This is a genomic window from Streptomyces bambusae, from assembly GCF_020532645.1.
Lineage (GTDB): Bacteria > Actinomycetota > Actinomycetes > Streptomycetales > Streptomycetaceae > Streptomyces > Streptomyces bambusae.
On record NZ_JAJAUZ010000047.1, the window covers coordinates 25675 to 37427 of the forward strand.

Here is an 11753-nt window from a genome sequence, read left to right on the forward strand (position 1 = left end):
CGTTCTTGCGGCAAACGGTGGGTACGGTGGGCACGACCCGTCACCCGACAGGGACATGCCCAACGCCCTAGGAGAGCCGACAGTGCCCAGCTGGCGCGCCACCCTCACCGCCGCCGAGATCACCGAATCCGACGTACGGGAGGACTACACGGCTGCCGCCCGGCGGGTACTTCGCCGCGAACAGGCCCCGTACCTGGCCCTGCGGCTGCTGGCGGCCCCGCCGTTGGTGCCGTACCTGACGGCCGGGCTGGCGTTCATGAACCTCGTCGACGACACCGCCGAGGGCGAGGAGCCGCTGACCGCGCTCAAGCTGCTCACCGAACGGGTCGGCGACGCCCTGGAGTCGGGCGACAGCGGCGACCCGGTGCTGCGGGCCTACGCGCACGCCGTCGCCGCCCGCGGGCTGCCCGAGCACTGGGTGTACGACTTCCTGGCGGGCGCGGCGAGCGCCGAGGCCGAGTTCGCGGGCTTCGGCACGGAGGCCGACTTCCAGGACTACCTCGACGCGTACGCCTGGCCCGGCATCGTCGTCTTCACCGGCCTCCAGTACCGCGGCGGGCCGGACGAGGAGCAGGCGGCCGGATGGCGGCGGTTCGTGGACGCCGCCCAGCGGGTGGACTTCCTCGCCGACCTGGCCGGCGACCTCGCGGCCGGCCGGCTCTGCCTGCCCCGGGAGCGCCTCGACGCCCTCGGCGTGACCCTCGAGGACCTCGAACAGGGTCGCGACACCGAGCCCGTACGCGCCCTCATCGCCGACGAGTGCACCCGCGCCCGTACCGCCCTCGCCGCGGCCGACGACATCGTCGACCTGGCCGACCCCGGCCTCCGCCCGGTCGGCCGCACCATGATCGACCTCATGAACCACCAGCTCACCCAGGTCGAACAGGCCGGCCCCACCGCCCTCCGCAAGGACATCGGCTACGGCCTCCTGGCCCCCCTCCGCATCCTGAACCAGGCCCGCCGAAAGCCGGCGTAACGTTCCTCCGCTTCCGCCCGCCGGACCGCTCGGGGAGAGGGTGGGCGGTCCGGGCCCGGCGGCTGCGGTTCCGCACGGCCGCAGGTCTGGTACAGGACCTGTACCATCGCTGCATGGCCCTGAAGCGAACCAACGTGTACGCGGATGACGGCGACCTCGCCCTCATCAAGGCTGCGGCTGCCCGCCTGGGCGTGGCCGAGGCGGAGATAATCCGCGAGGGAATCCACCGCATCGCGCTCGCGCACCGCGTGTGGGATGAGCCGTTCGTGACCGACGCGGAGACGTTCGACCTCGGCGGCCCGGTCACCGCCGACGACATCCGTGCGGTGCGGGCGGACCGGAGCGGCAGGTCGGCACGCCGGGACGAGAGCCCGGCCGCGTGATCGTCGTCGCCGACACGTCCGGACTGCTCACCCTCTACAACCGTTCCGATCCCGCGCACGAGGCTGCCCGCAAGGTGGCCGATGCCTGCGGCCTGCTGGTCAGCACTCCCCTGGCACTGACCGAGGCGCACCAGGTCGCCACCAGCCGGGCGGGGCGAGCCGCCGCGGACGCCGTGCTCGCGTCGCTCAGTGCCCGGGTGCGGGAGTCCCGCCTGGTGCTCGCCCCGCTGTCGCCCGAGGTCCTCGACGCCGCCCTCGCGGTCCGGGCCCGCTATGCGGAGCTGGACCTCGACCTGGTCGACGCCGTGAACGTCGCGGTGGCCGCCGAGTACGGCACGGACGCGGTGCTGACGCGGGACCTGCGCGACTTCCGGGTGCTCCGGCCGCTCGGCGGGGTGTACACCCACTTCCGGATCCTGCCCGAAGACGCCTGAGACCGCCGCCCGTGGCCCCGTACCTCCCGGCCGCGGTACCTGCCCCAAGGGGCAGACCGGGGTTCCCTCCGGGGCGTGCGGGAGGTCATGACCTTTGGGTGGGGCGGGGGTGAGGGTGGGGGCGTCCGTCACGTCCCAGGGGAGGGCCAGGATGCCTCAGTACCTGTCGCCAGGCGTCTACGTCGAAGAGGTGGAGGCCGGGTCGCGACCCATCGAGGGGGTCGGGACGGCCGTGGCCGCCTTCGTGGGGATCGCGGCGGACGGGCCCTGCGACACCCCGACGCTGGTGACGAACTGGAGCCAGTTCACGTCCACCTTCGGCGGCTTCCTGACGGGCTCCTACCTCGCCCACGCCGTCTACGCGTACTTCCTCAACGGCGGCGGCACCTGCTACGTGGTCCGCGTCGGCGGCGACCCGGAAGCACCCGCCGGGGAGGAGGCGCGCCCCGCCGCCGGCGGCAAGCGTGCGGGCCGGGCGGTCCTCCCGGCCGGGCCCCGCGGTGCACTCGGCGGGTTCCAGGTCGCTGCCCTGGAGGGCACCGGCGAGGGCCTGAGCGTCGAGGTCTCCGACGCGGCCGGCGAGTCGCCCGCCGAGGACGCCTTCACGCTGACCGTCAAGCGCGGCGACCGCACCGAGGAGACCTGGGAGGTCTCCGCCAAGCGCAGCCAGCGCACGTACGCCGTCACCGTGGTCCGCGACAAGTCCCGCCTGATCACCCTGGAGGACGCCGGCCCCGCGCAGGCCCTCGCCCGCCCCGAGAACCAGACCGTCGCCCTCGCCCCCGCCCCCGCCCCGGCCGCGCTCCCCGCGGTGCGGATCGGCGCGCAGGACTACGTCGGCAGCCCGGACGACCGGACCGGTTTCGCCGGGCTGGAGACCGTGGACGAGGTCACCATGCTGGCCGTGCCCGACCTGATGGGCGCGTACGAGCAGGGCGCCCTGGACGAGGAGGGCGTCAAGGCCGTGCAGCTCGCGATGATCGCCCACTGCGAGCTGATGGGGAACCGGGTCGCGATCATCGACCCGCTGCCCGGCCTGTCGGCGCAGAAGGTCCGCGCCTGGCGGATGACCGGCGCCGGGTACGACTCCAAGTACGCGGCCCTGTACTACCCCTGGATCAAGGTGGCCGACCCGGCGGCCCCGAACCAGACCCGGTTCGTCCCCCCGAGCGGCGCGATGGCCGGCGTCTGGGCCCGCAACGACGAGACCCGCGGCGTCCACAAGGCGCCCGCCAACGAGGTGGTCCGCGGCGCCGTCGACCTGGCAGTGCACCTCACCAAGGCCGAGCAGACGCTCCTCAACCCGGTCGGCGTCAACTGCATCCGCACCTTCCCCGGCCGCGGCATCCGCGTCTGGGGCGCCCGCACCCTGTCCTCCGACCCGGCCTGGCGCTACCTGAACGTACGCCGGCTCTTCAACTACATCGAGGACTCCATCCTGCTCGGCACCCAGTGGGTGGTCTTCGAGCCGAACGACGACGCGCTGTGGGCCCGGATCCGGCGCACCATCTCGGCGTTCCTCGTCAACGAGTGGCGCAAGGGCGCCCTGTTCGGCCTGACGCCCGACGAGGCGTTCTACGTGAAGTGCGACCGCGAGACCAACCCGGCCGAGGGCATCGACGCCGGGCAGGTGGTCTGCGAGATCGGCATCGCGCCCGTGAAGCCGGCCGAGTTCGTGATCTTCCGGCTGGCCCAGTTCTCGGGCGGCACCAGCCTCGTCAACGAGTGAACCGGCTTACCGAGCCAGCGTACTGAGCGAGCGTGAGGAGATTCCGCGGTGGCACTTCCCGACATGGACACCTCGGTCGGCCATTCCTTCGGCCTGGAGATCGACGGCGTCGTGATCAAACAGATCAACGAGGTGACGGGCCTGAAGATGGAGCAGGACGTCATCGAGCTGAAGCAGAACACGGCCGACGGCAAGTACGTCATCAAGAAGCTGCCGGGCCGGCAGAAGGCGGGCGAGGTCACGCTGACCCGCGGCCTCACCGCCGACCAGAGCTTCGAGAAATGGATCAAGGACGCCCGGTTCGGGAAGATGGGCGCCGCGCGCAAGGGCGGCGCGATCATCGTCTTCGACTACGAGGGCGTCGCGATCAAGCGGTACACGCTGGTGAACGCGTGGCCCAAGAGCCTGGAGATCAGCTCGCTGAAGGCGGGCGACACGAGCGTCCTGACCGAGAAGCTCGTCATCACGTACGAGCAGATGGACGTCGAGTGAGCGTGGCGGTGGCGTGATGCGTCGGACGCATGCGGCCCGGGAGGCCGTGGGGGAGAGCCCGGCTCCGGCCCCGGAAGCGGGTGTGGGGACGGCCGCTGCGGAAGGGCGGGACGGCGGGTCGATGCGGACCGAGTTCGCGTTCGAGCTGCCGCGCGGGTACGTCGACGGGGCCGGGCAGGTCCACCGGACCGGGGTGATGCGGCTGGCCACGGCCCGCGACGAACTCGTCCCGCTGCGGGACGACCGGGTGCGGGAGAACCCGGCGTACCTGTCGGTGGTGCTGCTGGGGCGGGTGGTCGAGCGGATCGGCTCGGTGACCGACGTCCACGCGGGCGTGATCGAGGACCTGTTCGCGTCGGACCTGGCGTTCCTGCAGGACTTCTACCGGCGCATCAACGCCGAGGGCCACACCCGCGCCCAGGTGACGTGCCCGGCGTGCGCCACGCCGTTCGCGGTGGACCTGGCGGGCGGTGGGCGCCTGGGGGAATCGTGACGTACGCGACGGACGACCTGTACGGCGAAGTCGCGTACATCGCCTACCACTTCCACTGGCCGATGGACGCCATCCTCGACCTGGAACACCTGGAACGCCGCCGGTACGTCGACCAGATCGCCCGCCTCAACCGGGCGGCCGCGACCGGAGCCGGGGGGCGGTGACGTGTTCGAGGGGGTGCGGGGGTGGCTGCGGGGGGCGGCACGCGAGCCGGTGCGCGCGCCCGGTCCGCCGGATCCTGCGGCGGCTGTGCCGCGGCCCGGGGCGGGCGAGTGGCGGCACCTGCCGGTGCAACGGCTCACGGTGTCGTCGGTGCCGGAACTCCTGACGGATTCAAGGACGTTCGCGGCGTCCCTGACGTCCTGGCAGAGCCCCCTGCTGACGCGCCCGCTGGCACACGAGGTGGGCGACGAGGCGCCCGCGGGGGTGCTGCACGGGGTGCTGGAGGCGGTTCCGGTGGGCCCGGGGGAGCCGGGGGCGGCGGCACCGGCGGCTGCGGGGGTGGCTGCGGGGGCGGTTTCGGGCGGGGCCGGGGCCGGGGCCGGAGTGGACGGGTCGTGGTCCGGGGCGGAAAGGGCCGGGACGGACGGGCCCGGGTCCGGGACGGATGGGGCCGGGGTGGACCGGGCCGGGGTGGACCGGGCCGGGTCCGTGGCGGATGGGTCGGCGTCCGGTGGGGCCGGGGCGTCCGTGCAGCGGGAGTCGGACGGAGGGGCGGGCCCCTCGCTGCCCCGGCTGTCGGAGTTGCGGCCCGGGCCGGCGCCGCTGCCGGTGGTCGGGCTCCAGTGGGCGGGCGCGCCGCCGCTGGACGCGGTTGCGGCGCGGGAGCCGGCTGCGGGGCCGCCGGATGAGTCGCCCGGCGGGTCTCCGGCGGCGGATGGCACGCCGACGGCGGCCGCCCGCCGGGCACCGACCGGCGCCCCGGACGGCGGACCGCTACCCGTACAGCGGTCGACGACCGGCCCCGTGGTCCCGCTCGCACCGGAACGGGCCCTGACGGTGGCCCCGGCCGTGGAACTCCCGCTCCTGCGCGCCCTCCCGGCGACGCCCGATCCGTCCGGCCCGGCCGCCGGGACGCCCGTACGACGACCGGCCGTCCCGGGCCGAGTCCCTGGTGCCGCGGTGCGCGGGCCCGACCCCGGCGGCCTGCCCGGTACGGGCGTACCCGTCCAGCGGGCGGACGGACGCGGGGACGATCCCGTCCGACAGGTCGTCGACCGGCAGCCGTTGCCGGGGTCCGGACCCGGGCTTCCGCCCGCCGTGCGGCGCCCGGGGCTGGGGGCGCCCTTGCCCGGCCTGCCGGAGCGTGCGCCCGCCGGCAGCGGGGCCGGCTCTGCGGGGTCGCCGGACGGCGGGTCGCTGCAGCGGTCGCTTCCGGATGGCGCGACGACGGGGGCCCGGAAGGACGGATCCGCACGACGGAGTCCCGGACAGCGGCCGTTGACGGGCGACCGGTCCGTGGTCGCGGGCTCGGCGGAGCCGGGTGGTCCGGCCGCGGGAAGCGGCGACGATCCGCCCCCCGTGCAGCGTTCCGCCGGAGACACGGGCGCGCCACTGCCCGTCGTAACCCAGCGCCGGACCGGCCCCCGCCGACTCGGCCTGGGCGCCCCCCTCCCGTCGGTACCGGCCCCCCAGCCGACCCCGGGCCACAACTCCGGCCCCGTCCCCGCCCCCGCCCCCGCTTCCGGCCGGGCGCCCGAACCGGGCCCGAGCCCCGAACCCGCCCCGTGGCCCGTGCCCGGCCCCGGCCCCGGCTCGGGCTCGGGCTCTGGTTCCGGTCTCGGCCTCGGCCTCGGCCTCGGCAGGCAATCCGGCTTCGGCCCGGGGGCCGGCCCCGGTTCCGTCTCCGACGTCGGCTCGCTACCCGTGTCCGGTCCCGGCTTCGGCCCGGGGTCCGGTTCGGGCCTGGGGTCCGACGCCGGCTCGGGTGCCGGGCTCGGTCTCGGCCTCAGCCGCGAAGTCGACTCCGGCCCGGGATCCGACCCGGGTTCCGACTCCGACGGCAGCTCCGGTTCGGGCGCCGGGCACTGGCCCGGTCTCGGCCTTGAGGCCGGCTTCGGCCCGGGGGCCGACGGCGACTCCGGCGACGGGATCGGGCCCGGCTCCGACCCCGGCCGGGGTGTCGGGGCCGACATCGGCGACGGCCAAGGGGCTGGCTCCGGCCAGGGCGCCGGTGAGGGGATTGGCCTCGGGGCCGGGCTCGACCTCGACCCCGGCCCGGGATCCGACTCCGGCGACGGGCTCGGGACCGGGACCGGGGCCGCGCTCGCCGGGCCCGGAGCCGATGCCGGGTCGGGGCGTGGGGAACTGCCCGTGGTGCCGGTCGTTGCTCCCGTGCAGCGGGACGTGGTGGGGCGGGCGGTCGGGCTGGTGGGGGAGCGGGCGCTGGGGCCCGCGTTCGGGCAGGTGGCCGGATCGGCGCCGGGCCTCGCCGCCGTCCCGATCACATGGGGACCGGTCGAGCCCGCCCCCTCCGTGCAGTGGGATGCGACCGGCCCTGCGGGAGCCGCCCGCCGGGGCAGCGGTTCCGGCCCGGCAGCGGCCGGCCCGCCCACCGCAGGCGTTCGCGCCGTGCAGCGGCGAGCGGCCGGGCAGGCAGACCCCGCGGCGACAGCGGCCGCCCTGTCCACCACAGCCGCTCACGGCGGACCCGCGCCCGTCGTGCAGCGGTCCGCAGCACCACCGGACTCGCCGTCACGGCCCCTGCCCACCGGCCCGGGCTCCCCGCCCGGACCCCCCACGGCACCCGGCCCCGCCGTCCAGTCCGGGCCATCCGACTTCCCGTCCGGAACCCCGGTCGCCTCCCGGCTCGCGGGCTCACCCGACCTCCCCTCCCCGCCGTCGGCCCGGGGCTCCGGCGCCGAGACCGCCGGGCCCGCCCTCTTCGCGGCGCCCGGCCCGGCGGTCCCGCTGCCGGCTTCCGTCCAGCGGCAGCCGTCGACAGCGTCCGGTCCCGGCCACGCCCCGTTCGCCGCGTCAGGTCTCGCCTCCCCGCAAGTGGCGGCCGTGCAGCCGGGTTCGTCCACGGCCGTCGGCCCCGCCCACCCGTGGGAAGAGTCCCCGCCCTCCGGCCCCGGTTCCGGCTCGGCCCCGTTCACGGCGTCAGGTCTTGCCGTTCCGCTGTCGGCGGCCGTGCAGCGGGAAGCGTCCGGGGCCTCCGGCCTCGGTCACGCGGTCGGTTCCGGCTCGGCCCCGTTCGCCGCGTCGGGTCCCGCCGTCCCGCAGGCAGCGGCCGTGCAGCCGGGATCGTCCACGGCCGCCCACCCGCTGTCGGCGTCCGTGCAGCGCGCGCCGTCCGCGGCCTGGGGCGCCGGCGCTGCGGGCGCCGGCTCCGGCCCCGCCCCCGCGTTCGGCGGGCCCGCCCCGTTCGCCCCCGCCTTCCCCTCGGCCGCGGCCGGGCTGCCCGTGCGGCCCGTGGTGCCCGGCCCTGCCCACCCGCCCCCGGTCTCCGTGCAGGCCGTACGCCTCGCGGACGTCCCGCCCGACCCCCGTCCCGGAGGGCTCGTACCGCCGGCGGCGGCCGCCTTCGTCTTCCCGCCGGCCCCGCCCGCCGAGTCCGCGCAGCGCCAGACCGACCCCGACACCGCCGTCTGGACGGCTCCGGTCCAGCGGGAACCCGACCCGCCGTCACCCCCCGCCCAAGCCGCCGCCCCGCCGGCCCCCGCCGAGTCCACCGACGCCCTCGTCCGCCGCCTCATCGGCCCGCTCAGCCGGCTGCTCCGCGCCGAGCTCCGCCTCGACCGCGAACGGGCCGGCGTCCGCCTCGACCCGCGCCACTGACCAGCACCCCACCCACCCGAAGGACCCCCATGGCCCAGCCCCAGCCCAGCCCCGACCCCGCCGTCAGCGTCTGCTTCATGGTCGAGATCGACGACATCAGCCTCGGGGCGTTCAACAGTTGTGAGGGCCTGGGGTGCGAGGTGGTGATGGAGCAGCGCGAGGAAGGGGGGAACAACGGGCACGTGTGGCAGCTGCCGTCGCGGATCAAGTACTCCAACATCAAGCTCGCGCGGCCCGTGACCAAGGACACCGAGAAGGTCACCGCCTGGCTCGCCGGCATGATCAACGGCGTGCCGCGCAAGACCGCGCACATCAGCGCCATGACCGTGGACGGCACGGTCGTCGCCCGGTGGAGCCTCATGGACGTGGTGCCGGTCCGCTGGACCGGGCCCTCGCTCAACCCCGAGACCGTCAAGGTCGCCACCGAGACGCTGGAGATCGCCCACCACGGGTTCCTCCAGGGCGGGAGCTGAGCCGTGGCCGCCCAGCCCGTCGCGTTCATCGCCGCCGCCCCGCCGGCCCCCGCCGGCGGCGACAAGGGCGGCTCCCGGCCCAAGCTGGAGCACGCCTACCTGGAGCTGCGCCAGCCGCCCGCCGACGGCGGTACGACCACCCCCGGCCCCCGCATGGGCCAGATCGACTTCCAGTTCAACCCGAAGGAACTCACCCTCGCCAAGACCGCCAAGTGGGAGCGGAAGACGGCGAAGGGCGCGAAGAAGGCCGGTCCCGCCGAGTTCAAGGGCGCCGGCCCGTCCAAGCTGACCGTGGAGATGTTCTTCGACGCCAGTGCCAAGCACGACGACGCCGTCGTGAAGGCCGTCGAATCGCTGCTCGCCTGCTGCGTCCCCACCGACCAGACCCACCAGCGCCAGCAGGGCGTACCCCCGTGGGTGATCTTCCACTGGGGCGGTCTCACCGGCTTCGTCGGCTACGTCAGCCAAGTCCAGGCCAAGTACACGCTGTTCACGCCCGGCGGCCTGCCGATCCGCGCCACCTGCCAGGTCACCCTGGAGGAGATCAGCGGCCCGGTGCCCGGCCAGAACCCGACCTCCGGCGCGCTCGCCGCCCGCCGCGTGCACCGCGTGGTCACCGGCGACACCCTCGCCCTGCTCGCCTGGCGGGAGTACGGCGACCCCGCCGCCTGGCGGGAGATCGCCCGCGCGAACGGCATCGACGACCCGATGCGGCTGCTCCCCGGCACGGAGCTGCTGCTGCCCGCCGCCGAGGAACTGGGGGGACCGACCCGTGGCCGGTGAGAGCTTCGCCAACACCCTGACCGTCGAGGTGAACGGGCAGCCGCTGCCCGCCCCCCTCGCCGAACTGCTCGTCTCCGCCTACGTGGACGACAGCACCCAGCTGCCCGACCTGTTCGTCCTGCGCTTCCGGGACCCGCACCACCAGCTCCTCCAGAAGGCCGGCCTGACCATCGGCACCCCGGTCAAGCTGTACGCCCGGGCCGGCGACAGCGCGCAGCGCGAACTGCTGGTGTCCGCCGAGGTCACCGCCGTAGAGATCGACCTCGACAGCACCGGCACGTTCACCGTGGTCCGCGGACTCGACCACGCGCACCGGTTCTTCCGCGGCCGCCGCGTCGCCGGCTACCGCCAGATGACCGCCTCCGACGTGGCCGTCCAGGTCGCCAAGCGGGCCGGCCTGCCGGTCGGCACGGTCGACGCCACCACCACCGTGTACGCGCACCTGGCCCAGCCCGGCATCACCGACTGGGAGTTCCTGCACCGGCTCGCCGACCTGGCCGGTGCCGAAGTCGCCGTGCTCGACGGAAAGTTCGTGTTCCGCAAGCCGGCCCTGGCAGCCGCTGCCCCGGCCACCGCGACCCGCCCGCAAGCCAGCCCGTACGTCCTGGAGTTCGGCCGGAACCTGCTGCGCTGCCAGGCGTCCGTGACCGCCGCCGACCAGGTGCAGCAGGTCGAGGTCCGCGGCTGGGACGTGCAGGCGAAGGCGGCCGTGGTGGGACGCGCCCCGGCCGACCGCAGCGACCGGCTCCGGATCGGCCTCACCCCCGGCCAGGCGGCCCAGCCGTTCGGCAGGGCCGTCTTCCTGGCCACGGACACCCCGTACGGCACCCAGGCCGAGGCCGACCAGGCGGCGAAGGCGCTGGCGTCGGACCTGGCGGCGGCCTTCGCGGAGGTGGACGCCGTCGCCATGGGCATCCCGCAGCTGCGGGCCGGCACCCCGGTGACCCTGGCGAACGTCGGGCAGCCCTTCGAGGGCAAGTACACGATCTCCGCGAGCCGGCACGTCTTCGACCCGGACACCGGGTACCAGACCTGGCTGACCGTCGGCGGCCGCTCCGACCGCTCGCTGTACGGGCTGGCCTCGGGCGGCGGCACCGGCACCGGTGCGGGCGCCGCGGACCGGATCGGCGGCCTGGTCAACGCGACGGTCACCGACACCCGGGACCCGGAGGGCCGCGGCCGGGTGAAGCTGGCGTTCCCGTGGCTGGACGCCGAGTACGTCAGCGACTGGGCGCGCACCGTGCAGGCGGGCGGCAAGGGCGGCGGCGGGATCTTCGGCCCGGAGGTCGGCGACGAGGTGCTCGTCGGCTTCGAACAGGGCCGGGTGGACCATCCGTACGTGCTCGGCGGGCTCTACAACGGGCAGGACAAGCCGTCCGCGCACGAGGGCCCGCTCGTCGACGGGACCAGCGGGGCGACCAACCGGCGCTCCCTGGTGACCCGTACCGGCAACCGGCTGGAGCTGCTGGACGCGCGCGGCGGCCCGCAGGGCGTCCGGCTCGCCACCGGCGACGGAAAGCTCACCCTGCACCTGGACCAGAAGGCCACCAGCATCACCGTGCACAGCGACGGCTCGGTGGAGATCACCGCCAAGGAGAAGGTGACCGTGAAGGCGGACCGCGGGATCAGCATGGACGCCGGCACCGGGAAGCTGGAGCTGGCCGGGCAGTCCGTGCAGGTCAAGGCGCAGACGGGGGTGGAGGTGGACGGCGGCGCCGGCGCGGTCGGCCTCCAGACGAACGGCCAGGTCACCGTGAAGGGCACCACGGTCGCCGTGAACGGGCAGGCGAGCACCGAGATCAAGGGCGGCGCCAGCTGCTCGATCAGCGCGGCGCTGGTCCGCATCAACTAGCCGGACGCTGCCGCCACCAGCCGGTCATCGCCGCGATCAGCCGGACATCGCCGCACCGAAAAGGAGGACCACCGCATGCCGCCTGCCGCACGGGTCACCGACCAGACCGGGCACCCGGGGGTGATCGGGCCGCCCGGGGTGCCCACCGTGCTCATCGCCGGGCTGCCGGCGGCCGTGGTCGGCACCCCGCACATCTGCTCGTTCCCGCCGCCGGCCGTCCACCCGCCGTCGGTGATCGCGCCGCCCGGCTGCCCGACCGTGCTGATCGGCGGGATGCCGGCCGCCCGGATGGGCGACCTCGCCGCGTGCGGGGCGCCGATCATCATCGGCGCGCCGACCGTGCTGATCGGCGGGTGAG

Annotated in this window: 12 protein-coding genes; all 12 read left to right on the plus strand. The window is 75.3% G+C overall.

All coding sequences use genetic code 11. The features are described 5' to 3' along the window. The first annotated feature begins 82 nt into the window (after positions 1-82). The 12 genes from LG634_RS27135 to LG634_RS27195 all read left to right on the plus strand — a co-directional run bounded on the left by LG634_RS27135 (position 83) and on the right by LG634_RS27195 (position 11752). Positions 83-976, plus strand: coding sequence for a squalene/phytoene synthase family protein (locus LG634_RS27135; protein ID WP_226737297.1), 894 nt, complete (start codon positions 83-85; stop codon positions 974-976). Between the two features lie 113 nt (positions 977-1089). Next, positions 1090-1359 carry a hypothetical protein gene (locus LG634_RS27140; protein WP_226737299.1) on the plus strand — a complete coding sequence of 90 codons (270 nt, stop codon included), beginning with the start codon at positions 1090-1092 and terminating at the stop codon, positions 1357-1359. Then, the gene (locus tag LG634_RS27145) at positions 1356-1793 is read left to right on the plus strand and encodes a type II toxin-antitoxin system VapC family toxin (RefSeq protein ID WP_226737300.1); all 438 of its coding nucleotides are present in this window, start codon (positions 1356-1358) and stop codon (positions 1791-1793) included. Before LG634_RS27140 ends, LG634_RS27145 begins: the two co-directional genes overlap by 4 nt. 151 nt (positions 1794-1944) lie before the next feature. After that, positions 1945-3522, plus strand: a complete 1578-nt coding sequence (locus LG634_RS27150; RefSeq protein ID WP_226737302.1) for a phage tail sheath family protein — start codon at positions 1945-1947, stop codon at positions 3520-3522. A gap of 48 nt (positions 3523-3570) precedes the next feature. Continuing rightward, positions 3571-4014 (plus strand): phage tail protein, encoded by a 444-nt coding sequence (locus LG634_RS27155; protein WP_226737304.1) that lies wholly within the window; start codon positions 3571-3573, stop codon positions 4012-4014. Between the two features lie 16 nt (positions 4015-4030). Next, positions 4031-4507, plus strand: coding sequence for a hypothetical protein (locus tag LG634_RS27160; RefSeq protein ID WP_226737305.1), 477 nt, complete (start codon positions 4031-4033; stop codon positions 4505-4507). Next, positions 4504-4671 (plus strand): DUF6760 family protein, encoded by a 168-nt coding sequence (locus LG634_RS27165; RefSeq protein WP_226737307.1) that lies wholly within the window; start codon positions 4504-4506, stop codon positions 4669-4671. The genes LG634_RS27160 and LG634_RS27165 overlap by 4 nt, the downstream gene beginning before the upstream one ends. Positions 4672-7741: 3070 nt before the next feature. Continuing rightward, positions 7742-8287 carry a hypothetical protein gene (locus LG634_RS27175; RefSeq protein ID WP_226737358.1) on the plus strand — a complete coding sequence of 182 codons (546 nt, stop codon included), beginning with the start codon at positions 7742-7744 and terminating at the stop codon, positions 8285-8287. Between the two features lie 29 nt (positions 8288-8316). Further along, positions 8317-8760 (plus strand): phage tail protein, encoded by a 444-nt coding sequence (locus LG634_RS27180; protein ID WP_226737350.1) that lies wholly within the window; start codon positions 8317-8319, stop codon positions 8758-8760. 3 nt (positions 8761-8763) lie between these two features. After that, a complete protein-coding gene (locus tag LG634_RS27185; protein WP_226737308.1) occupies positions 8764-9543 on the plus strand; it encodes a CIS tube protein in 780 nt (259 codons plus the stop codon). Next, positions 9533-11395 (plus strand): VgrG-related protein, encoded by a 1863-nt coding sequence (locus LG634_RS27190; protein WP_226737310.1) that lies wholly within the window; start codon positions 9533-9535, stop codon positions 11393-11395. Before LG634_RS27185 ends, LG634_RS27190 begins: the two co-directional genes overlap by 11 nt. Positions 11396-11470: 75 nt before the next feature. Further along, the gene (locus LG634_RS27195; RefSeq protein ID WP_226737312.1) at positions 11471-11752 is read left to right on the plus strand and encodes a PAAR domain-containing protein; all 282 of its coding nucleotides are present in this window, start codon (positions 11471-11473) and stop codon (positions 11750-11752) included. The last annotated feature ends 1 nt before the right edge of the window (position 11753 follow it).